This window comes from Curvibacter sp. GW821-FHT09D12 (assembly GCF_059416245.1).
Genome location: NZ_JBWKOU010000009.1, coordinates 1 through 22,477, shown reverse-complemented (window position 1 = coordinate 22,477; position 22,477 = coordinate 1). Strand labels below are relative to the sequence as shown.

The 22,477-nt window shown below is 66.2% G+C and carries 28 protein-coding genes and 1 pseudogene; all 29 read left to right on the top strand.

Annotated features, from left to right (window positions below; genetic code table 11):
* Positions 1-152 precede the first annotated feature (152 nt).
* Positions 153-983: a GPO family capsid scaffolding protein gene (locus AC07PT_RS15875; RefSeq protein WP_494657268.1), complete on the top strand. Its 831-nt coding sequence runs from the start codon at positions 153-155 to the stop codon at positions 981-983.
* A gap of 48 nt (positions 984-1,031) precedes the next feature.
* The gene (locus AC07PT_RS15870) at positions 1,032-2,042 is read left to right on the top strand and encodes a phage major capsid protein, P2 family (protein ID WP_494657267.1); all 1,011 of its coding nucleotides are present in this window, start codon (positions 1,032-1,034) and stop codon (positions 2,040-2,042) included.
* 20 nt (positions 2,043-2,062) lie between these two features.
* Entirely contained in the window at positions 2,063-2,764 is a 702-nt protein-coding gene (gpM, locus tag AC07PT_RS15865) for a phage terminase small subunit (protein ID WP_494657266.1), read from the top strand.
* 99 nt (positions 2,765-2,863) lie between these two features.
* Positions 2,864-3,334 carry a head completion/stabilization protein gene (locus AC07PT_RS15860; protein WP_494657264.1) on the top strand — a complete coding sequence of 157 codons (471 nt, stop codon included), beginning with the start codon at positions 2,864-2,866 and terminating at the stop codon, positions 3,332-3,334.
* Entirely contained in the window at positions 3,334-3,546 is a 213-nt protein-coding gene (locus AC07PT_RS15855) for a tail protein X (protein ID WP_494657263.1), read from the top strand. The genes AC07PT_RS15860 and AC07PT_RS15855 overlap by 1 nt, the downstream gene beginning before the upstream one ends.
* Positions 3,547-3,551: 5 nt before the next feature.
* Positions 3,552-3,830 carry a hypothetical protein gene (locus tag AC07PT_RS15850; RefSeq protein WP_494657262.1) on the top strand — a complete coding sequence of 93 codons (279 nt, stop codon included), beginning with the start codon at positions 3,552-3,554 and terminating at the stop codon, positions 3,828-3,830.
* Complete coding sequence (locus tag AC07PT_RS15845; RefSeq protein WP_494657261.1) at positions 3,827-4,231, top strand: hypothetical protein; 405 nt, start codon at positions 3,827-3,829, stop codon at positions 4,229-4,231. The genes AC07PT_RS15850 and AC07PT_RS15845 overlap by 4 nt, the downstream gene beginning before the upstream one ends.
* Positions 4,228-4,857, top strand: a complete 630-nt coding sequence (locus AC07PT_RS15840) for a hypothetical protein (RefSeq protein WP_494657260.1) — start codon at positions 4,228-4,230, stop codon at positions 4,855-4,857. Before AC07PT_RS15845 ends, AC07PT_RS15840 begins: the two co-directional genes overlap by 4 nt.
* Positions 4,854-5,420 carry a hypothetical protein gene (locus AC07PT_RS15835; protein ID WP_494657259.1) on the top strand — a complete coding sequence of 189 codons (567 nt, stop codon included), beginning with the start codon at positions 4,854-4,856 and terminating at the stop codon, positions 5,418-5,420. The genes AC07PT_RS15840 and AC07PT_RS15835 overlap by 4 nt, the downstream gene beginning before the upstream one ends.
* Complete coding sequence (locus tag AC07PT_RS15830; protein WP_494657258.1) at positions 5,404-5,904, top strand: phage tail protein; 501 nt, start codon at positions 5,404-5,406, stop codon at positions 5,902-5,904. The genes AC07PT_RS15835 and AC07PT_RS15830 overlap by 17 nt, the downstream gene beginning before the upstream one ends.
* A gap of 2 nt (positions 5,905-5,906) precedes the next feature.
* Positions 5,907-6,398 (top strand): phage virion morphogenesis protein, encoded by a 492-nt coding sequence (locus tag AC07PT_RS15825; protein ID WP_494657257.1) that lies wholly within the window; start codon positions 5,907-5,909, stop codon positions 6,396-6,398.
* A 186-nt stretch (positions 6,399-6,584) separates the two neighbouring features.
* Entirely contained in the window at positions 6,585-7,634 is a 1,050-nt protein-coding gene (locus AC07PT_RS15820; protein WP_494657256.1) for an AAA family ATPase, read from the top strand.
* A 74-nt stretch (positions 7,635-7,708) separates the two neighbouring features.
* Positions 7,709-8,152, top strand: coding sequence for a hypothetical protein (locus AC07PT_RS15815; protein WP_494657255.1), 444 nt, complete (start codon positions 7,709-7,711; stop codon positions 8,150-8,152).
* A 102-nt stretch (positions 8,153-8,254) separates the two neighbouring features.
* Positions 8,255-8,797, top strand: coding sequence for a phage baseplate assembly protein V (locus AC07PT_RS15810; RefSeq protein WP_494657254.1), 543 nt, complete (start codon positions 8,255-8,257; stop codon positions 8,795-8,797).
* Positions 8,794-9,150, top strand: coding sequence for a GPW/gp25 family protein (locus tag AC07PT_RS15805; protein WP_494657253.1), 357 nt, complete (start codon positions 8,794-8,796; stop codon positions 9,148-9,150). Before AC07PT_RS15810 ends, AC07PT_RS15805 begins: the two co-directional genes overlap by 4 nt.
* Positions 9,147-9,992, top strand: coding sequence for a baseplate J protein (locus AC07PT_RS15800; RefSeq protein WP_494657252.1), 846 nt, complete (start codon positions 9,147-9,149; stop codon positions 9,990-9,992). Before AC07PT_RS15805 ends, AC07PT_RS15800 begins: the two co-directional genes overlap by 4 nt.
* Entirely contained in the window at positions 9,992-10,936 is a 945-nt protein-coding gene (locus AC07PT_RS15795; RefSeq protein ID WP_494657251.1) for a phage tail protein, read from the top strand. Before AC07PT_RS15800 ends, AC07PT_RS15795 begins: the two co-directional genes overlap by 1 nt.
* Positions 10,937-10,944: 8 nt before the next feature.
* Positions 10,945-11,427, top strand: a complete 483-nt coding sequence (locus AC07PT_RS15790) for a BW3TFN family phage tail fiber component (protein ID WP_494657250.1) — start codon at positions 10,945-10,947, stop codon at positions 11,425-11,427.
* Positions 11,428-11,441: 14 nt separating this feature from the next.
* Complete coding sequence (locus tag AC07PT_RS15785; protein WP_494657249.1) at positions 11,442-14,570, top strand: DUF4815 domain-containing protein; 3,129 nt, start codon at positions 11,442-11,444, stop codon at positions 14,568-14,570.
* Positions 14,571-14,592: 22 nt separating this feature from the next.
* On the top strand, positions 14,593-15,609 hold the full coding sequence (locus tag AC07PT_RS15780; protein ID WP_494657248.1) for a hypothetical protein: 1,017 nt from the start codon (positions 14,593-14,595) through the stop codon (positions 15,607-15,609).
* Positions 15,610-15,616: 7 nt separating this feature from the next.
* Positions 15,617-16,204, top strand: a complete 588-nt coding sequence (locus AC07PT_RS15775; protein ID WP_494657247.1) for a hypothetical protein — start codon at positions 15,617-15,619, stop codon at positions 16,202-16,204.
* Positions 16,204-16,551 carry a hypothetical protein gene (locus AC07PT_RS15770; RefSeq protein WP_494657246.1) on the top strand — a complete coding sequence of 116 codons (348 nt, stop codon included), beginning with the start codon at positions 16,204-16,206 and terminating at the stop codon, positions 16,549-16,551. The genes AC07PT_RS15775 and AC07PT_RS15770 overlap by 1 nt, the downstream gene beginning before the upstream one ends.
* Positions 16,552-16,574: 23 nt before the next feature.
* On the top strand, positions 16,575-17,768 hold the full coding sequence (locus AC07PT_RS15765; protein ID WP_494657245.1) for a phage tail sheath protein: 1,194 nt from the start codon (positions 16,575-16,577) through the stop codon (positions 17,766-17,768).
* A gap of 41 nt (positions 17,769-17,809) precedes the next feature.
* Positions 17,810-18,319, top strand: coding sequence for a phage major tail tube protein (locus AC07PT_RS15760; protein WP_494657244.1), 510 nt, complete (start codon positions 17,810-17,812; stop codon positions 18,317-18,319).
* A 90-nt stretch (positions 18,320-18,409) separates the two neighbouring features.
* Positions 18,410-18,757 carry a phage tail assembly protein gene (locus AC07PT_RS15755; RefSeq protein WP_494657243.1) on the top strand — a complete coding sequence of 116 codons (348 nt, stop codon included), beginning with the start codon at positions 18,410-18,412 and terminating at the stop codon, positions 18,755-18,757.
* Between the two features lie 8 nt (positions 18,758-18,765).
* Positions 18,766-18,882, top strand: coding sequence for a GpE family phage tail protein (locus AC07PT_RS15750; RefSeq protein ID WP_494657242.1), 117 nt, complete (start codon positions 18,766-18,768; stop codon positions 18,880-18,882).
* A gap of 32 nt (positions 18,883-18,914) precedes the next feature.
* Entirely contained in the window at positions 18,915-21,488 is a 2,574-nt protein-coding gene (locus AC07PT_RS15745) for a phage tail tape measure protein (RefSeq protein WP_494657241.1), read from the top strand.
* A 13-nt stretch (positions 21,489-21,501) separates the two neighbouring features.
* On the top strand, positions 21,502-21,942 hold the full coding sequence (locus AC07PT_RS15740; RefSeq protein ID WP_494657240.1) for a phage tail protein: 441 nt from the start codon (positions 21,502-21,504) through the stop codon (positions 21,940-21,942).
* Positions 21,942-22,477, top strand: a pseudogene (locus AC07PT_RS15735) (hypothetical protein); the annotation flags it as partial. The gene AC07PT_RS15740 and the pseudogene AC07PT_RS15735, both read left to right, overlap by 1 nt.

The window sequence follows — 22,477 nt, the reverse complement described above, 5'->3', positions numbered from 1 at the left end:
GTCGAGGTTAGGTGCGCCCCGCTGTTTCGTTGACAGGTTCCAGGTGTGTACGCCCCGTACACAACCACCATTCATTGAATGGCCAGCGCTGCGGCGCGACCATGGCAGCTACCCGAAACACACCTCACAACCCTTCCGGAGCAGCAGCCATCATGGCCCAAAAATCCAAACTTTTCCGCGTCGCCACCGAGGGCGCAACCACCGACGGCCGAGTGATCCAGAAGGACTGGATCACGCAGATGGCGGCCAACTTCGACCCCAAGAAGTACGGCGCCCGCGTCTGGCTGGAGCACTACCGCGGCATCGCGCCTGACGGCTTGTTCAAGGCCTACGGCGACGTGATCGCGGTGGAGGCACGCGAGGTTGACGGCGGCAAGCTCGCCCTGTTCGCCCAGATCGAGCCCCTGCCCGAGCTGGTGGCCATGACCAAGGCCAAGCAGAAGATCTACACCTCGATCGAAGTGAACCCCAAGTTCGCCGACACCGGCGAGGCCTACCTCACGGGCCTCGCCGTCACCGACAGCCCGGCCAGCCTGGGCACCGACATCCTGGCCTTCGCGGCGCAGAACCCGAAGGCCAGCCCCCTGGCCGGCCGCAAGAGCCACGCCGAAGCCCTGTTCTCCGAAGCCATCGAGGTCTCGCTGGAGTTCGAGGAAGACAAGCCCGAAGACACGGGCCTGGTCACCAAGTTCATCGCGTCGGTCAAAACCGTGACCGAGAAATTCAATGGCAAGGCCAAGAGCGACGACGCCCGTTTCTCTGCCGTGCTCGAAGCGCTGGAAGAGGCCGGCACGGTGATCGCCGACCAGGCCGAGAAACACGCCACCCTGCAGGCCGACCATGACAAGCTCGCCAAGGCCTTCGCCACCCTGCAGGGCCAGCACACCGAGCTGGTGACCAAGCTCGGCACCACGCCCGAGCAGCAACACAGCCAGCGCCCGCCGGCCACCGGCAACAGCGGCCGCATTCAGACCGACTGCTGATCAGCCGCCGCTTACCCACCCCCATCGCATTCAACCCGGAGCCCCTCCATGCGCAATGAAACCCGCCAGGCCTATGCCGAACTGCTGAACCAGATCAGCCGCCTGAACGCAGTGGCCGACGCCACCAAGCAATTCACCGTCTCCCCCAGCGTCCAGCAGAAGCTGGAAAGCAAGATTCAGGAGTCTTCGGACTTCCTGAGCCGCATCAACATCTCGCCCGTCACCGAGATGCAGGGTGACAAGCTGGGCCTGGGTGTGTCCGGCCCGGCCGCCAGCCGCACCGACACCACCACCAAAGACCGCCAGACCCGCGACATCAGCACGCTGGACAGCCGCGGCTACCAGTGCGTGAAGACCAACTCGGACACGCACATCACCTATGCCAAGCTGGACGCCTGGGCCAAGTTCGCCGACTTCCAGACCCGCGTGCGCGACCTGATCGTGCGCCGCCAGGCCCTGGACCGCATGCTGATCGGTTGGCATGGCGTGAGCATTGCCGCCGACACGGATCTGGCCGCCCACCCGCTGCTGCAGGACGTGAACAAGGGTTGGCTGCAGCACCTGCGCGAAGATGCCCCGGCCAATGTGATGGGCAGCGGTGCCACCAACGGCGTGATCAAGATCGGTGCCGGCGCGGGCACCGACTACAAGAACCTGGACGCGGCCGTGTTCGATGCCGTCAACCTGCTGGACCCGTGGCACCAACAAGACCCCGACCTGGTGGTGATCATGGGCCGTGCACTGTTGGCAGACAAATACTTCCCGCTGGTCAACGTCAACCAGGCCCCCAGCGAGACCCTGGCCGCCGACATCGTGATCAGCCAGAAGCGCGTGGGCGGCCTGCAGGCCGCGACCGTGCCTTACTTCCCCGATCACGCCATGCTGATCACCACCTACGACAACCTGTCGATCTACTGGCAGGAGGGCGCGCGCCGCCGCCGCATGGAAGAAAACCCCAAGCGCGATCGCATCGAGAACTACGAGTCCTCGAACGACGCCTATGTGGTCGAAGACAACGGCCGCGCGGCGCTGGTGGAAAACATCCAGCTCGTGGCCTGATCCCGGGGAGGCACCGCACCATGACGACGCCCGCCCGCCGCCACCAGATGCGCGTGCTCGCCGAGCAGGCCTCCCTGGCCACCCCCAACGGGGGCCAGGTCGAAGGCTCAGCCTACGAGCTGATGCTGGCCCAGCTCTACGAGCACCGCCGCACCCTCAAAGCCATCCAGTCGGTGGAGCGCAAGATCGAGGCCAAGCGCACCATGCTGGCCGACTTCGACGCCTGGATCGATGGCGCCCTGGCCGGCGGCCAGGGTGGCCAAGACCTGGTGCTCACCAGCGTCATGGTCTGGCACCTGGACGTGGGCAACTGGACGCGCGGCCTGCAGATCGCCGAATACGTGCTGCAGCACGGCCTGGCCCTGCCCGACCAGTACAACCGCGACACCGCCACCCTGCTGATCGACGAGACCAGCACCGCCGCCCTGGCCGGCACATTGACCGGACCTGACGCCCTGGTGGTACTGGCCCGGGTCGACCAGATGACGGCTGAACGCGACGCCCCCGACCAGGCCCGCGCCAAGCTGCACAAGGCCATTGGCTACGCCCTGATGGGCAAAACGCCCACCACCGAGCCCGACATCACCACGCTGGACCCGGCCCTGGCTCGCCGCGCCATGGACCAGCTGCAACGCGCCCACAAGCTCTTCGGCCAGGTGGGCGTCAAGAAAGACATGGAGCGCCTGGAGCGACGGCTGAAGGCCTCGCCTGGCTCCGACTGAGCGTACCCCGCACCCTGGCGGCTCGGGGTGCCGATGGAGCTGGCCGAGGCCGGCCCCTAACGCACCCCGACCACCGCCACCTATTTCTGATTGCCCACCATGAGCTTTCTGGCCACCACCTCCCCACCCACGCCCACCAACGAGCCCGCGATCGAGAACGACCCGTGGTTCCCAGAGATCGACCTGGGCGCGTTGCGTAGCGCCTGCCGGCTCGATGGCACGGTCACCGTGGCCCGACTGCGCGAGGCCGCCACGGCGGCCATGCTGAGCGTCAACCGGGAGTTGGCCGCGTTCAAGTTGGGGCACATCGCCTGCGGCCACGGCACGTTGGCGGAAATCCCGGCTGATCAGGTCGGCCGATCCAGCGTGCTGGTGCTGCACTACCGCCGCGCGGTGTACAGCGCGGTTCAGGCCGAGCTGGTGGAGGAATACCGCGACATGGACACCACGGGCAAGGGCGACAAGAACGCCGACGCCATGGAGCCCCGCGCCGACACGCACCGCCGCAACATGCGATGGGCCCTGAGCGATCTGCTGGGCCAGCCGCGTACCACCGTGGAACTCATCTGATGGCCACCACGCTGCAGGTCATGGCGCGAGATGGCGACACGGTCGACCAGCTCTGCTGGCGGCACCTGGGCCGCACCGCGGGTGTCACAGAAGCCACGCTGGCCGCCAACCCAGGCCTGGCTGCGAAGGGGCCACGCCTGAGCGCCGGAACCCTGGTCGACCTGGTCATCGTGGCCACCCCCACCCAAGAGACCGTCTCGCTTTGGGACTGAACACCATGAACGATCCGAAGGCCCCGCGCCTCATCTTTGACCCGACCATCAACCTCGGCCACGTGCTCACGTTTGCCGGGTTCATTGCCACCGGCTTCGGCGCCTACAGCACGCTGGACAAGCGGGTGGCCATGCAAGAGCAGAAGGCCCTGATCGCCGAGCAGAAGGTGACAGAGCAGGACCAGCGAAACAGCGAGGTGCTGCGCGAGATCAAGGCCGATCTGAAGGACGTCCGCCGCTCGGTGGACGACGTCAACCGTAACCTGTCCCGGAGCCGCCCATGAGCATCACCAACCACCTCCACAACCACCCGCGGCTGCGCGCCATCTTCAACCTCGACGCCTGGGTGCTGATCGTCATCGGCCTGGTGCTTTTCGGTGCCCGCACCCCGCTGCAGGCCTCGGCAGCCGGCATCAACCTGCCGCTGCTGGCCACCGTGCTGCAGCTCTCGGGCTTCATGTTCTGCATGGCGGGCCTTCAAGTGCTGCTGAGCCTGCTGGTCTGGCCCCAGATTAGCGTGGGCGAGCTGCTGCAGCATGCGGTGCAGCAGGGCGACTTTGCGGCCGGCGTGATCCTGCTGGGCCTGTTCATCTACAACGGGCTGTGCATGCTGGCCTTTGTGCTGTGGGTGGGGTCCAGCATGAGCGGCGCCGTGGGCCTGATGGGCCTGGGAGCTGTTGGATGATTCCGATGATCCCGGCCCAGGCCCCGGCCATCCTGGCGCTGCTGCAGGCCCTGCTGCCGGCCTACTGGCCCGCCATGCCTGCACCCAGCTTCCTGGCGGCCCAGATCGAGCAGGAGACCTGCCCCAGCCCGCAGCATCGCATGTGTTTCAGCGAGCGGGCCGAGCTGCGCACTACGCGCGAATACGGCTTCGGCCTAGGCCAGCTCACGATCACGCCCCGCTTCAATGTGTTCGAAGAAGTCAAGCGCATGCACCCCGACCTGGCCGACTGGCGTTTCGAGGATCGCTTCGACCGCCGCCGGCAGTTGATCGCTCTGGTGGTCAAGGACCGGGCGCACTTCCGGAGCTGTAGCGCCCTGATGGCCGACGCGCCGGCGGCGCTGGCCTGTACTGCGGCTCAGTACAACGGCGGCGCCGGTGGCTTTCTGGCGGATCGGCGCCTGTGCAGCAACACCTCGGGCTGTGACCCGCGCCAGTGGTTCGGCCACATCGAGCACACCAGCACCAAGGCCAAGACGGCCGTGGCCGGCTACGGCAAGAGCTTTTTTGAGATCAATCGCGAGTATGTGCGCAACGTGATGCAGGTGCGCCGGCCCAAGTACTCCCCCTTGATGGATGCCACATGAACGATTTCAAACAGAACGCCCTGGCTTTGGCCCTGTCCACCTTGCTGGTGGTGGGCCTGAGCCTGCTGACCTACCGGCTCGGCTTTCAGCGCGGCGAGGTCCGGGCCCAAGCCACGGCGCAGGCCAGAGAAGCCCAGATCAACGCCGACCACGCCGAAGCCCTGCTGCGCGCCACCGACCGCGAGCAGGCCATCGAACGAAACCTTCGGACCGAACTGTCCGAACTGCAAACCCGCCTCAACCTGGATGCCCAAAATGCGAAACAAATCAGTGATCGCTCTGCTGCTGCCGTGCGCTCTGGCGCTGTGCGCCTGTCAATCCCCGTCGCCAATTGCCCTGCGGACCCTGGAGCCACTCAGGGCCCAGGTGCCAGACCTGCCGGCGGAGATCGGAACGAAGCGCGAGCCCACCTTGCGCCAGAGACTGGACTTGCTCTTACAGCCATCGCCGATGCCGGAGACGACAGCATCCGGCAGCTCAACGCCTGCATCGACGCCTACAACGCCGTGAAGGTGCGCCTGAACGCAAAGCCAGCAGGCGAGGCCCATGCTCAAGCCCGGTAGCCTGCGCGCCCACATCGAGGCGGCCGTGCCCGATCTGCGCACCAACCCCGACAAGCTGTCGGTGATGGTCCGCTCGGGCCGCCTGATCTGCACCGGCACCGGCTCGCTGTCGTTTGAGTACGCCTACACCCTGCAACTGGTGGTGCTGGACTACGCCGGCCACGCCGACGCCGTCATGGTCCCCATCCTGGCCTGGCTGGCCGTCAACCAGCCCGAGGTGCTGGACAACCCAGATCTGCGCGAGAAGGCGGTGCGGTTCGAGGTGGAGTTCCTGAACGCCACCACGGTGGACCTGTCGATCGAGCTGGACCTGACCGAGCGCGTGCTGGTCAAGCCCAGGGCGAGCCAGTCAGGCGCCTACGACATCCGCCACGTGGGCGAGCCGGCCCACCCGGCCTGGCCCCAGCAGCGAGAGGAGTGGAGCCTGTATGTGCGCGACGAGCTGGTGGCCCAGTGGGCCCATGACCCCCGGCCAGTGATCTGACCATGAGCGAACTGAAGGCCCTGGAGGACTGGGTAGCACCGCTGCTCGACCGGCTCTCGGATGGCGAGCGGCGCAAGCTGGCCTTGGCGGTGGCGCGAGATCTGCGTGCGGCCAACGCAGCCAGCATCCGAGCCCAGCAAACCCCGGATGGCGAGGCCTGGCAGGCCCGCAAGCAGCCGGCCAGGAACAAGCGAGGGGAGATCCGCCGCAAGGCCCAGACAGGCAAGGCGGGCATGCGGATGTTTGTGAAGATGGGGGCGCCCAAGAACCTCAAGGCCATGGCCACGCCCACTGAGGCGGTGGTGGGGTTTGTGGGGCGGGCCGAGCGGATCGCTCGGGTGCATCAGTTTGGACTAAGCGATCGGGTGAGCCCTAGGGGGCCAAGCTATCGATACCCGGCGCGGGAGCTGATTGGACTCACCGCACTGCAAATTGAAGCTATCAAAGACCAAGTCATGGCGCACGTCACTTCGCCAAATACACTGAAAAAATAGATGCAATTCAAATAATCCACAATTTTTTGTTGAATGTGCTCTAATTCAAGAATGTTGCACCGATATGCGTTCTCGAATTTCCAATCTTTCCGTGATCGAACCGAGGTCTCATGGGTCCTCGATGGCAAGGTGCCGCCCAACGTTTGGTCAAGCCAGTCACCAACTGGTGCACGCGTCAGCTCTGTGATGAGCGTTGTTGGCGCAAATGCGAGTGGCAAAACTGCACTGTTGAAACCGCTGTTGTTCATACATTGGTTCATCGCGCACTCATTTGCTGCAGACCCTAAGGCGAGCTTGCCGTTCCTGCCTCATCTAGCGGCAACGGATACACCCTCAGAGTTTGAGGTTGAAGTCGACTTCCAAGGCAAGTTGTGGCGTCACACCCTACGCGCAACGCGCGAGCGCGTCCTGCATGAGTCGCTGTATGTCAAGCACGAGCGCATGCGCTATGTTTTTGTGCGCGACTGGAACGAAAGCGAACAAAGCTACGACATCAAGCAGCAAGAATTTGGATTTGCGCCCTCTGAGGCGAAAAAGGTTCGCCAAAACGCATCGTTGATCGCGACCGCTGCGCAGTACGGCGTGGAAGTTGCACAGCGTATCGTTGACTCGACCATTCATAGCAACATTCATCAATATGGCCGACAAGTCAACGACTACGATCAACTTCTCCGTGCAGCCACCCATTTCTCTCAACAAGCGGAGCAAATGCAGCAGGCTGTCCAACTGCTTAGCAGCTGGGACCTAGGACTCAAAGACGTTCAAATCAGGGAAGTCGAACAAGTCCAGTCTGACGGCTCTACAAATCGATTGTGGAGAGTGTTCGGCGTACATGACTCGGGCCCTGGCACCACGTTCGAGTTGCCGTTCTTCCTCGAATCTACAGGTACTCAAAGCGCCCTAGTTCTACTTGCAAGGCTGCTGCCAGCCCTGGCTGGTGGCGGCTTGGCAGTCATTGATGAATTTGAAAATGACTTACATCCGCTGATGCTGGAGCCACTGTTGGATCTCTTTGCGAACCCACGCACCAACCCACATCGCGCCCAACTACTTTTCACCTGCCACGCAGTTGAAGTGCTGAACATCCTGCACAAGTCTCAGGTCATGCTGGTGGAGAAAGACGAATTCAATCAGAGCAGTGCATGGCGCCTGGACAGCGTGGGCGGCGTTCGCAATGACGACAACCTGTATGCGAAATACCTGGCCGGTGCTTACGGTGCAGTGCCTCAACTATGAATAAAGGACCACACTCCAGGCGTGCAGCCTTAACCGTCCTGCTGGTCGGGGAGGGAGATGCCGAGCAGGCCTTCTTGGAACACGTCAAATCCCTCTACGTGCAACGGGGATCTGGTGTTGCCGTGACCATAAAAAATGCGAGAGGGAAAGGTGCTGAGCACGTCATTGACTTCGCTTGGCGTCAAAAGCGAACCAAGGACTTTGACGTCATCGCAGCTTTGTTTGATACCGACGTTGGATGGCACGACGCCTCGCAGGCTGCGGCCAAAAAGCACCGTGTGTTCCCGCTACTTTGTACACCTTGCCTCGAATCCTTGCTGCTGAGTATCAAGGGGCAACAGACCGAGGGGTTCAACACAGGTCAACTTAAGCATCGCTTCAAGCAGCATCTTGGATGCGATGCATCTGCGCTCGACATGCAGCAACACTTCGATTTGGCATTGATCGAAGGCAAACTTCATACCCACCAAACCTTGGCGAACCTGGTGCATCTGCTCAAGACGGGTACGCGGCCATAGGCCTTCTTTCCAAACCTTTCATCGATCGTGACTGGTTGTGTACGCCCCGTACACAACCAGAATCGGGTGCATTAACGCACCCGCCCCGGCACCATCAGCCGGGTGCAAAAACCCCTCACTCAACCCGAATCTCCCTACGAGCTCAATCGCAAGATTGAGAACATCGTGCGCCTTGGCTCCATCGAGCTGGTGCGCCTGGGCAGGCCCGCACGCTGCCGTGTGCGCACCGGCGGGCTGCTGAGCAATTGGGTACCGTTTTTCTCGTTGCGGGCCGGCGGCATGGCTGGTCGCACCTGGTGGCCACCCGTGGTCGGCGAGCAGTGCGTGCTGCTGTGCCCCGGTGGCGATCTGCTGCAGGGCGTGGCCCTGGCCGGGCTTTTCAGTGACGACGCTCCCCAGGGCAGCGAAGACCCCCACCAGTTCCTGCAGGAATGGTCGGGTGACGACTTCATGAGCTGGCTCGACGGCGAGCTTCTCATCCAATGCCGCACCGCCATCACCCTGCAGGTGGGCGACCAGCAACTGCGCATCACCCCCGAGTCCATCCGGGCCACCCCCGACATCCTGGCCGACTCCATCAGCCTGCGCCATCACCATCATGGTGGGGTGCGGGCGGGTGACCAGGTTACCGGGGAGCCGCAATGAACCGCACCACCGGCGCCGCCATCACCGGCATCGAGCACCTGCGCCAGTCCGTGGCCGACATCCTGACCACGGCCATCGGCACCCGCGTGATGCGACGCGAATACGGCTCGCTGGTCCCCGAGCTGGTGGACCACCCCGACAACCCGGCCACCCAGGTGCGCCTGTTCGCGGCCATCGCCAGCGCCCTGATGCGCTGGGAGCCCCGCCTGCGCCTGACCCAACTGCACTACACGCGCACTGAGCCCGGCAAGTCCGTGATCACGCTGGACGGCCTGTACCTGGAGCCCAGCACCAAGCAGCCGCAGGTGCTGAGCCTGAGTGTGCCTCTCACCATCACAGGAGCTGCGGCATGATCGCCCAGGACCTCACCGCCTTGCCGGCCCCCAATGTGGTCGAAGAACTGTCCTTCGAGGCCATCCTGGCCGCCGAGCGCGCCGACCTGCTGCAGCGCTACCCGGGCGTGGCCGATGTGATCGACCTGGAGAGCGAGCCTCTGCAGAAGCTGCTACAGGCCCACGCCTACCGCGAGATGCTGTACCGCCAGCGTGTCAACGAAGCCGCCCGGGCCTCCCTGCTGGCCTTTGCCACCAAGGGCGACCTGGACCACAAGGCCGCCTTCTACGGCCTGGAGCGCCTGGCCGGCGAGGCCGATGAGCGCCTTCGCCTGCGCATTGGCCTGCGCATCCGCGCCCTGGCTGGCAATGGCACCCGCGAGCACTACGAGCTGATCGCGCTGAGCACCTCGCTCAACGTGCGTGACGCCCTGGCCACCCAGCCCCAGCCGGGGCGGGTGCAGGTGCTGCTGTGGATTGAGGATGCCAGCCTGGCCGACGTCACCGCGCTGGCTGTGCTCAACGCTGAGAACGCCGAAGCCGCCCGCCCGCTGGGCGTGCCTGTCTCGGTTGCGGTGGCACGGCCGCGCCCGGTCAACATCAGCGCCCGGATCTGGCGCGAGGCCTCGGCCCCGTCCGACCTGGTGGCGCAGCTTCGCACCAGCCTGCCGCTGGCCATGGCCGCCTATGCCCGGCTGGGCCGCTCCGTGCCACGGTCCTGGATCACCACCCAGTTGCACGTCGCAGGCGTGGCCGCGGTGCGCTATGTCGACAACCTGCGCCCCACCGAGACCACCACCCTGGCTTCCGATGAGTACCCGGTGGTGGGCGTGCTGGACCTCACCGATGAGGGGGTTTCCTGATGGCCACCACGTCCACCGTGCTGCCACCGGCCTCCACGGCCCTGGAGCGGGCCATCGACCAGGGCATGCCGGCCTGGGATGGTCTGGCCGAAGCGATGGCGCCAACCGGCCCCCGCGTGGTCGATGCCTACCCGGTGGCCTTCTACCCTTGGCTGGCCGCCGAATGGGGCCTGGCCGATTTCGCGCGCTATTTCGACAGCCTGGCTAAGCTGCTGGAGGCCGGTAGGCCCTGGCTGCTGGAGCGCGGCACCGCCGCGGCTGTGCGCCGCGTGCTGGGCTGGCTGGGCTTCGACCAGGTGCTGATCGAAGAGGACGCCGCCTACCTGCACATCGATCTGGGCCGGGCCGCCAGCCCCGCCGAGATGGGCGAGATCGCACGCGTTGTGCGTTCCAGCATTCCGGCTCACATCCGCTTCTATCGGGTGTTCCACAGCTACGACCTGCGCCCCATCACCTTCGACGGTGGCCAGGCCATGGACGTGGGCCTGCTGGACAACGATTCGGGCGTCTGGGTCAGCACCGACACCGGGCCCGACCTGAAGGCGAGCTTCGCCACCCTGCAGGCCCGGGGGGTGTTCGCCTGGCCCCATGGGCAGATCGAGGCCTCGGCCACGTCCGTGCACGCCCTGACCATGCCCCGCGGCGACCGGGTCGAGCTGGACTCGTGGCGCCTGGACAGCTACGTGGTGGTCGACACCTACAGCGGGGTCGGGGCCATGTTCACCGGAACCTGTGCGGCACCAGTGCCAGGGGTTCCGCAGGGGGTCATCGGCACCGTGCACCTCGAATCGGTGGCCTGGCCTGCCCTTGACCCCATCGTTATCCGCACCGACGCCCGCGCCATCGAGATCACGAGCCCCATGCCGGCCCCACGCCGCTGGGTCGGCCCTTGGGACTCCAGGCCCTGGCGCACCTCCATTGATTCCAAACACACACAGGACTGACCACCACCATGGCAACCCTTCAAGAATCCGGCCGCATCGCCCTGGCCATCGCCGTCGCCAGCCAGCCCATCCACCTGGCCTGGGGCCATGGCTCACCCGCCTGGGATGACGCGCCCCAGCCCGAGGGCAACACCAACACCGGGCTGGTCGATGAGATCGGCCGTCGAGCCTCCACCCAGGTGGGCTACTGCCGGCCCGACGTCAACGGCGAGATCGAGCTGGCCACCGGCCGCTACACCCTATCGGCCGAGCCCACCACCTTCGTCTACGTGAAGTTCGTCTTCGCGTTTGCCGAGGCCGCCGGCGAGACCATCCGCGAGCAGGGGATCTTCCTGGGCACCCAGGTCAAGGCTGGCCTGCCTGCGGGGCAGCGCTACTTCCTGCCCGCAGATCTCACCAGCCCCGGCCGCCTGTACGCGCTGGAGCGCGTCCCCGCCTTCCCCCGCAATGGGGCCACGCGGCAGATGTTTGAGTACGTGCTGCCGTTCTGAGCAGGAATCCACCCATGACCATTTACAACCGATTCGACCCGGCCAAGCGCTACAACCGCGTGCTGTTCAATGCCGAGCGCGTGCTGCAGTCGGCCGAGCTCAACGATGCCCAGGACGCCCTGATTCACCGGATGAAGTCCGTCTCCGATGTGCTGTTCAAGGACGGCGGCATCGTCGAAGGCGCCGGCATCGTCGTGAACTCAGGCACTGGCGCCACGCTGTGCGAAGCCGGCAGTGTCTACGTTGACGGCACGGTGCGCCCGGTGCCCGCCGGCCAGCTCCAGATCGCCACCGTGGGCATCGTCAACGTGGGCGTGTACCTGCAGGTGGCGGTGGTGACCGAAGAGCAGGACCCAACACTGCTCAACCCCGCCGTGGGCACCCGTGGCTATCAAGAGCCCGGCGCCTGGCGCGAGCAGGTGACCCTGATGTGGGGCTTCAAGGGCGACGGTCAGGCCGGCACCTTCTATCCCATCTGGGCGGTGGAGGACGGCTCGGTGCGCGCCCGGGAGGCGCCGCCCAACCTCGACGCCATCACCCAGGCTCTCTCGCGCTACGACCGCGACAGCACCGGCGGCACCTACGTGGTGCGCGGCCTGGAGGTGGTGGCGGGCCCGGATCTGCCCACTGGCCAGCAGGTCTACACCCTGGCCGAGGGCGCCGCCCGCATCAGCGGCCGGGGCCTGGAGCTGCCCGCTTCGCGCCGCGTGGTGTACGACGCCACGCCCGAGCTGCTGGCGATCGAGGACGAGCCCCACGCCTCGACCACAGAGGGCCTGCAGCACATCGCGTTTGATCGCACCCCGGCCGTGGGCACGCTGACGGTCAAGATCACCGTTCGCAGCACCCACGACATCATTCACGGCGGCTTCAACGGCGCGGCCGACCCGCTGCCTGACACCAGCGTGCTGTTGGTCGAATCGGTCAAGCAAGGCGGGACCACGTTCGACAAGGATGTGAGCTGGAAGCTCACCGCTGGCCAGATTGACTGGAGCCTGGCCGGGGCCGAGCCCAATCCGGGCAGCACCTACCAGGTCACCTACCAGCACATCATCACCGCCCAGGTACAGAACCTGACCAGCACGGGCTTTGACGTGGCCGGCGCCCTGCAGGGCTCGCTAATCCTGGTGAGCTACCAGCAGGCGCTGCGCCGCTACGACCGCCTCTGCATGGACAGCGACGGCAACATCACCTGGATTCGGGGCGTGCCGGCCGAATGGAGCCCGGTGGCGCCCACCGTGCCGCAGAACACACTGAGCCTGGCCACCGTGTACCAGAGCTGGGACAGCAACCGCCGAATCGACCAGGATGCCATCCACATGGTGCCCATGCAGGAGCAGGCCGCACTGAAGGCGATGGTGCGCCGGGTGTTCGAAGACCAGGCCGAGCTGCGCTTGTCCCTGGACATCTCGGGCCGCAACAGCGGCATCAAGAAAGGGCTGTTTGCCGACCCGTTCCTGAACAACAGCATGCGCGACGCGGGCGTGGCCCAGACGGCCGCCATCTCGGGGGGCGCGCTGCGCCTGCCGATCGCCATCACCGTGCACCAGCTCGGCCTGGGCATCACCGAGCGTCAGGCACTGCCCCATGGGCACCGGGCCGCGCTCTCGCAGACCATGCGCACCGGCCAGATGCTGGTGAACCCGTATTCGGCGTTTGACCCGCTGCCCACGGACCTGGTGCTGACGCCCGCGGTGGACCGCTGGACCGACGTGCAAACCCTGTGGGCCAAGCCCCTGGAGCGGCAGTTCTATCTCAGCGGCATCGGGGTGGGCTCGGTGACCAGCGTCAGCAGCGAGATCGACACGCTGCAAGAGACATCGACCGAGCTGGAAACCCTGCGCCAGATCGAGGTGCAGTTCGAGAGCCACTTCGGCCCCGGCGAGACCGTGACCGCCATGACCTTCGACGGCATCGCGGTCCACCCCACCGCCTTGAACGGCGGCGCGCTGGCGGCCAATGCCCAAGGGCTGCTGCAGGGCAAGTTCACGATTCCTGCCAACGTGCCCGCCGGCACCAAGGAAGTGACGCTCACCGGCTCGGGCGGCAACCATGCCACGGCCTTGTTTACAGGGCAGGGCACCCTGGTGCAGCGCGAGTTGCAGCAGGTCACCAAATACTGGTACCAGGCCTTTGTTGACCCGCTGGCCCAAACGCTCACGCTGTCGACCACGACGCACTTGACCGGCGTGGACCTGCAGTTTGTGGCCAAGGGCACCAGCACCGTGCTGGTCCAGTTGCGTGAGGCCGAGAACGGCTTTCCCACGCCTCGCATCCTGGTGGAGAAGCGCCTGCAGCCGGCGGACATCGTGCTCGACGGCCGCACCCGCGTCACCTGGTCGCCCGTGCTGGCCGAGGCCGGCCGGGAGTACTGCCTGGTGCTGCTGTGCGACGACGCCAGCACTGCGGTGGCCGTGGCCGAGCTGGGCAAGTGGGACACCACGGCCGGGCGCATCGTCACCAGCCAGCCCTACCAGGTGGGCGTGCTGCTTTCTAGCAGCAATGCCAGCACCTGGACCGCGCACCAAGACCGCGACCTCACGTTCGAGCTGCTGGCGGCCGACTACAGCCAGACCGAGAGCCTGATCGACCTGGGCACCGTGGATGTGGTCGACGCCACCGACTTGCTGGTGCAGGCCTGCGTGCACCAACCCTCGGCCGCCTCGAGCTGCGTGTTCCGGCTCACGCTGGACAACGCCAGCGTGATCGAGGCAGCGCCTGGCCAGGTGGTGACCTTGGCGACCCGGTACACGGGGCACGTTCAGGTGTCTGCCCGCCTGCGCGGTGCGGGTTCGCTCGGCGCCATCCTGGAGCCCGGCATCCAGCTGGTGGTGGGCTCGCTGCAGACCGCTGGCAGCTACATCAGCCCGCTGGTCAATGCCGGCGGCCAGGTCAGCGTGCGCGTGGTGCTGGAGGCAGATCTGCCCGCCGGCAGCTCGCTCACCCTGCACGCACAGAACCAGACCGGTGGCGCCTGGACGCCCGTGCCCTTTGTGAGCAGCAGCCCCCAAACCGCCGGGGTGATGGAGCTGGTCTACCAGCTCGACAACTACGCCGCCGAGAAGGCCCGCCTGCGCCTGAGCCTGACGGGCACCCACGTGGCCCGCCCGGCCATCACCAACCTGCGCGCCGTGGTGCTGTGACACAGGCAAGAGAGACCAAGAAATGAGCACCATCAACGACATCACGCCCAACCTGGGCCTGGCCCTGCCGCACCCGGCCAACGACGCCGATGTGGACATCATCCGCCTGCGCAACATGATCCAGACGCTGGATGCGGCTATTCCGGCCTTGCTGACCAACGCCATGGGCAATGTGCTGACCAGCCTGCATGCCGAGCTGCAGACCGTCATCGGTGCCCTGAACACCGTGGCGCCGGCCGGCAGCGCACTGAGCACCGCCCAGTGGACCAATGCGCGCGCCGTGCTGCTCGATCGCCTTGATGCGGCCATCACCAGCCGCGCGCCGGCCGCTACAGCCCTGTCCACCGAGGTCTGGACCAATGCCCTGGCCCAGCGTGTGGCCGCCATCCCGACCAAGAACGGCGGGGCACTTCGTTACCAGGAATTCACCAGCTCAGGGGTTTTCACGCCCAGCGCCGCGCTCCTGGCCAATGGGGGGCAGGTATGGGTACAGGCCCTTGTTGGTGGAGGCGCGGGGGGGGAAGCTGGCTACGCCGGTTATGACGCTTACAGCAACCCCTATGGAAGCGCTGGTCGCAGCGGTGGCGGTGGCGAGGTACTGCTGAATCGCCTGGTCACGGTAACAGGGCCGGTCAACGTGACCATTGGATCGGGCGGCGCGGCTGGCACTGGCGTGACGAACAACATTGGCAATCGAGGAGCCGACGGGGGAGCATCCTCTTTCGGCGCTTTGCTGACTGCAGCAGGCGGTCGCGCAGACGGCACATCGGGCAACGGCAACGGTCCCATTAACTCCAGCATTGGCATGCCTGGACTACCGCTGGCGGGCTTTGGGGGAAGCATGAAAGGTCCCGGCGCCATGGGTGGCGCTGCTGGAGGACCTCCCTTCTATTTGTCCGGTGCATCCCTCTATAGCGGGGACAACACGCCCACCCGACCCAACCAGGGATGGGGTGGCAAAGGGGGCAACTCGACCCAGCCCTGGGCCGCAGGCCTCGCCGGGCAAGCCGGCTACTGCCTCATCTGGTGGCTGGAGTAACAGGACCATGCAATACGCACTCATCAAATCTGACAGCACCGGCCTGGGCCGCGTGCACAACGTGATCGTGGCCGATGCCGAGTTCATTGCCCACATTGCCCCCGACTGGGATCACATCGAGGCCCTGGACACGCTCCACGAGCAGGGCCTGGGGGTGGGCATTGGCTGGGGCTATGACCTGGCTGCAGGGGAGTTCATCGCCCCACCGGCGGCTGCTGCGCTCGAGGACCAGCGCCCCACCATCGTGGTGACCGGTATCACGGCCGACGCTGGCCATGCCGCGCACCTGGTGCTCAAGGGCCTGCGCGAGGTCACCTGCCTGGTGGGCACCGAGCTGCAGGCCGAGGCCGAACTACGGGTGGGGCTGGCGGGCGCATTGCTGCCCCTGGATGACACCTTTCGCATGCCGCTGCGCTCACGCGACGGCCGCGAGCGGGTGCTGCTGGGCACGATGACCCAGGGACAGATCCAGTTTCGGGTGACGCTGCCCGAGTCGGGTGTCTGGAGCGTCACCGAGGACGCCATCAATGAGGCCATCTCACCCGAGCAGCGCATGGCGTTTGCCGGGCTGACCCTCTACGTGGTGGAGGCCTGATGACCGCACTCTTGCCTCGACTGCTGGGCGCCCTGGCTCTGTCGGCCTTGTGCCTTCTGGTGGGCCTGGTCGCGCTGGCATGGCTGGCCGTGGCCTTCGCGGCCGGTTCGCCTCGCGGCTGGGCCTTGGCCCTGGCCTTTGACCGGCTGGGCAACACCATGGCTGGCGGCGGCCACCCCGATGCCTACTTTTCTTCGCGCTGCTGGCGGTATCGCGCCGAGCGCCCCTACTGCTGGCTGCAGCCTGCCATCGACCGCGTAGCGGCCTGGTTGGGCGACCCCAACCACTGCGAGAGCAGCTACCTCAACGAACAACAGCAGCGCCAAGCCGGTGCCGCTGACCTCTGATTTCAACCCTGGAGCAATCACCCATGTCTTCTGCCAACTACCACCACGGCGTACGCGTCACAGAAATCTCTGCCGGCCTGCAGGCCATCACCATGATCTCGACGGCCATCATTGGCCTGGTGGCCACCGCGCCCGACGCCGACGCCACCGTGTTCCCCCTGAACACCCCGGTGCTCGTCACCAAGATCAACACCGCCATCGACAAGGCCGGCGTGCAGGGCACCCTGGCCCCGGCCCTGACCGCCATCAGCGAGCAAACCCGCCCCATCCTGGTGGTGGTGCGCGTGGCTGAAGGGCAGGGCGCCGACCCCCAAGCCAAGCAAGCCGACCAAGACGCCAAGGTGATCGGCACCACCGTGGGCGGGCGCTACACCGGCCTGCAGGCGCTGCTGGCGGCCCAGGCCCAGCTCGGCGTGAAGCCCCGCATCCTGGGCGCGCCAGGCCTGGACAGCGAGCCCGTGGCCGACGCCTTGGTGTCGGTGGCCCAGAAGCTGCGCGGCTTTGGCTATGCCGCAGCCCACGGCGAGGATGTGAGCGGCGCCACGGCCTACCGCGACCTGTTCGGCGCCCGCGAGCTGATGCTGCTGTGGCCCAACTGGAAGAAGTTCGACGTCAATGCCGCCGGCATCGTCGAAGCCCCGGCCGTGGCCTATGCCATGGGCCTGCGCGCGCGCATCGACCAGGAATATGGCTGGCACAAGACCCTGTCCAACGTGCCGATCAACGGCGTGCAGGGCATCAGCCGCGACGTGCATTGGGACCTGCAGAGCCCCGACACCGACGCGGGCCTGCTCAATGCCGCCGGCGTCACCACGCTGATCCAATCCAGCGGCTACCGCTTCTGGGGCAGCCGAACCACCAGCAGTGAGGAGCTGTTCGCCTTCGAGAGCGCCACGCGCACGGCCCAGGTGCTGGCCGACACCATGGCCGAGGGCCACATGTGGGCGGTGGACAAGCCGCTGCACCCCAGCCTGGTGAAGGACATCCTGGAGGGCATCAACGCCAAGTTCCGCGAGCTCAAGAGCGGCGGCTACATCCTCGACGGCAAGGCCTGGTACGACGAAGAAGTCAACACCACCGCCACCTTGAAGGTCGGCAAGCTGCGCATCGACTACGACTACACCCCGGTGCCGCCCCTGGAAGACCTGGGCTTCCAGCAGCGCATCACCGACAGCTATTTCAGCGACTTCGCCGTGCGCGTCGGCACGGGTCTGTAAGCCCGCAGCACCTTTTCAACCCCTGATCACTGGAGAACCTCATGGGACTGCCCAAGAAACTCAAGAACTTTGCCCTGTTCGTCGACGGCGTGAGCTATGTCGGCGAGACCGAAGAGGTCACCCTGCCCAAGCTCACGCGCAAGATGGAGAAGTACCGCTCGGGCGGCATGAACGGCGAGATCGAGCTGGATCTCGGCTCGGAAGCCATGGAGATGGACTGGAAGGCCGCCGGCTGGATCTCCGACATCCTCAAGCAGTGGGGCGTCACAACCCACAACGGTGTGCTGTTGCGCTTCGCCGGCATGCTCCAGTCGGATGATTCCGAATCCGTCGACTCGCTGGAGGTCGTGGTGCGTGGCCGCCACAAGGAATTCGACCCCGGCAAGGCCAAGGGCGGCGACAAGACCGAGATCACCATCAAGTCGGCCATCAGCTACTACAAGCTCACCGTCAACGGCACCGCCCTGATCGAGATCGACGTGGTGAACATGATCGAGCTGGTCAATGGCGTGGACCGCATGCAGCAGGTGCGCGCCGCACTGGGCATTTGATCCGGGCATCTGATCCGGGCATCTGATGCCCACCCCGGGCGGCCCCTGGCGGGCCGCCTAGCCAACCATCACCCAATCTCCGAAAATCCCATGACCACCCCTGAATCCACCACCGCCGCCACCCCCACCGCCATCCCTGCAGCCCAAACCGACACCGCCGTGGTGCCCCTGGACACTCCGATCCAGCGAGGCGAGCAGACCATCAGCTCCGTCACCCTGCGAAAGCCCAAGGCCGGCGAGTTGCGCGGCCTGTCGCTGTCGGCCCTGATGCGCGTCGACGTCGACTCGCTGCAGGTGCTGCTGCCGCGCATCAGCTCGCCCACCCTCACCAAGTTCGACGTGGCCAACCTCGACCCGGTCGACCTGGTGGCCCTGGGCGGGGAGGTGCTCGCTTTTTTGCTGCCGAAGGGTCAGGTGCAGGACTTCCTGAACGCGTAGAGAGCGCCATGGCCGACCTGGCCGTGGCCTTCCACTGGCCGCTGTCGGAGATGACCCCGATGACGGTGGCCGAACTGATGGACTGGCGCGAGCTGGCCATCGAGCGCCTAAATCCTGACGACTGAACCCTGAAGACTGACCCCAAGGAAAACTCAACATGGCTGCAGACATGCTGCGCCTGCGCGTGGTGCTTGACCTGGCAGACCGCGCCCTGGCCCCCCTCAAACGCATCACCCAGGGCAGCAAGGCCACCGCCCAGGCCCTGAGCGCCACCCGCAAGGAATTGCGCGACCTGAACGCCCAACAAGGCGCCATCGACCGCATGCGCGGCCTGCAGCAGCAGCTCGCGGCCACTGGCCAACAGACCAAGGTGGCCACCGTGATGCTCGGCCAGTTGCGCCAGGAAACCCCGGCCACGGCCGCGGAGCAGCGCAAGCTGGCCCAACAAATTGCCACGGCCGAGAAAGAGCTGCAGCGCCTGAACGCCACCAGCGACACCCAACGCCAGCGCCTGATCGCCGTGCGCCGGGCCATGAAAGAGATGGGCATCGGCAACGTGACCGAGGCCGAGGCCCGGCTGCGAACCCAGATCGATGCCACCACGCGCTCGGTGGAGCGCCAACAGGCCCAACTCTCGCGCCTGGCCAAGATCCGCGAGACCGCCGCCAGTCAGGGCATGAAGGCCGGCCTGGTGGTTGGCGCCGGCGTGGCCATGAACGCCGCCGGCCGCAAGGGACTGGACATGGGTATGGTGCCGGTCAAGGACTTCGCCAGCCATGAAGACGCCATGCTGGGCATCGCGCGCCAGGTGCCGGGCGCCCGGGACGAGATGGGCAAACTGACCGAGGTGTACCGCCAGGCCGAGCAGCAGGTGCGCGAGTTGTCGGGCCAGATCCCCCTGGCCACCACCCAGATCGCGGCCATGATGACCGCCGCGGCCCGCATGGAGGTGCCCACCGACCAGCTCAAGGAATTCACGCTCATGGCCAGCGAAATGGCTACCGCCTTTGACGCGGTGCCTGACCAGGTGACCGAGTCCATGGGCAAGGTGGCGAAGAACTTCAAGATCCCTCTCACCGAGATCCGGGGCCTGGCCGATTCGATCAACTACCTGGATGACAACGCCATCAGCAAGGGGGCCGACATCATCGGCTTCTTGAACCGCACCTCGGGCGTGGTGTCCACCGTAGCCATGTCGGCCAAGGATGCGGCCGCCCTGGGCAGCACCCTTCTGACCCTGGGCGAGCGCGAAGAGACGGCCAGCACAGCCACCAATGCCATCGTGCAGAAGCTGGCCGCCGCCACCAAGGGCACCAAGAAGTTCCACGCGGCCCTGGCCGAGATCGGGCTGAAGGACACCGCCATCCAGAAGGGCATGGCCACCGATGCCATGGGAACTCTGACCCAGGTGCTGGAATCGATCCGAGCCTTGCCCCAGGACAAGCGAATCGGCGTGATGGTCGAGCTGGTGGGCCTGGAGCACAGCGACACCCTGGCCAAGCTGGTGGACAAGCCCGAGGAGCTGACCCGCCAGCGCGAGCTGGCCAACGGCGATGCCGGCAAGGGGTCGATGGCACGCGAGGCCGCCGCCCGCAATGCCACGTTGTCGGCCCAGTGGAAGATGGCCGAGAACCGGGCCTTCAACCTGAAGGCTCAGATCGGCGAGGGGCTGAAGCCGGCGCTGATCGAGCTGATGGATGGCATCAACCCCGTACTCGAGCGCACCTCGGCCTGGGTTTCTGAAAACCGCGCCCTCGTCTCGGGTGTGCTCAAGGTGGTACTGGCAGGCTCGGCCCTGCTGGCCGTGCTGGGCGCCGTGCTGATCCCGGTCGGCCTGTTGGCCGGCAAGTTCATCCTGATGCGCTACCTGGTCACCACGCTGGGCGTGAAGCTGTTTGGCCTGGGGCCGGGCATGGGCCTGCTGTACAAGGTCGGGTTCATGGCTGGGCGGGCGTTTTCGGTGCTGAGCCCCATCCTGACCGGCGCTGGCTCGGCCATCGCGCGGCTTGGGGCGCTGATGCTGGCCAACCCCATCGGCATCGCCCTCACGCTGATCGCCGTGGCCGCCTTCATGGTCTGGCGCAACTGGGACGGCATCAAGGGCGGGCTGATCGCGATCTGGGAGACCCTGTCGGGGGCCGTGAGCGGCTGGTGGAACAGCATCAGCACGGGCGGCCAGGCCGCCTGGCAGTACGTGGTGGACCTGAAGAGCCGCTTCCTGCAGGCCGGCGCCGACCTGATGGCGGGCCTGACCGATGGCATCACCAGCCGCCTGGCGGCCGTGCGCGACACGATTGCCGGCGCGGCCGACTCGGTGGCGCAGTGGTTTCGCGACCGCCTGGGCATCAAAAGCCCCAGCCGGGTGTTCATGGAGGCCGGCGGCTTCATCAGCGAGGGCACCGCCCTGGGCATCACCGGCCGTCAGGACCTGGTGCGACGCGCCGTGCTGGCCATGGCGGGCACGGCCGTCGCCGGCGCCGCGATGGCGGCCGATGGCCTGGGCTCCGATGCCCAGCCCCTGGTGGTGGCCCAGCGCCCAGTGATGGCGGCCCGCCAGGCCGGTGCCGGCGGATCTGCCGCAGCCGCACCGGCCAGCAGCCACCAGATCACGATCAACGCCACCCCGGGCATGGACCCGCAAGCCATCGCCCGCGCCGTCTCGGCCGAGCTGGACCGGCGTGACCGGGCGGCCCGGTCGCGGGTGCTGTCCAGCATGAGCGATATCGATTGAAGGAGAGCCCACCATGATGATGAGCCTCGGCCAGTTCGTGTTCAGCCTGAACACCCTGGCCTTTGAAGAACTGAAGCGCCAGACCACCTGGCGCCACCCCAGCAACGCCCGCGTGGGCCAGCGCCCAGCCCGGCAGTTTGTGGGGCCAGGCGACGACCTGATCAACCTGACCGGCGTGCAGGTGCCCGAATTCATGGGCAAGCGCCAGTCATTGCCCCAGTTGCGCGACATGGCCGACAGCGGCCGGGCCTGGGCGTTGGTGGATGGCGCCGGCGGCGTGTACGGGGCCTGGGTGATCGAGGGCATCAGCGAGACCGGCTCGGTGTTTGTGGCCCAAGGCGTGCCCCGGCGCGTTTCGTTTGACCTGAGCCTGGCCCGGGTCGACGACTGGATGGCCGACGCCAGCGGGGGCGTGAACCCAGACGAGACCTGGCCCGTGGATTGGTGGATCTGATGGCGGCCAACCCTTACAAAGACCGGGCGCCCTACCGCGCGCCAGACTTCAGCCTGACGATTGACGGGCGCGACATCACGCCCACCATCGACGCCCGCCTGATCAGCCTGGCCTTGAGCGAATGCCGGGGCAATGAAAGCGACCAGCTTGATCTGGTGCTGAACGACAGTGACGGCGCCGTGCGCCTGCCCCCGCGCGGTGCCGAGATCGCGCTGCGCATCGGCTGGGCCGGCCAGGCCCTGGTCGACAAAGGCCTGTTCATCGTGGATGAAGTGGAGCACAGCGGCTCGCCCGACCAGGTGCACATCCGTGCCCGTGCCGCCGACATGCGCAAGAGCCTGCGCATTCGCCGCGACCAGAGCTGGCATGCCACCACCCTGGGCGACATCGTAGGCACCATCGCAAAGCGCCACGACCTGCAGGGCCGGGTGGACGAGGCCCTGGCCAGCGTGAAGATCGTAAGCGTCCTGGCAAGTCATCTACCCAACCCTGCGCCGCCGCCTGAGGATCCAACCCACCAATCACTCCCCTTGGT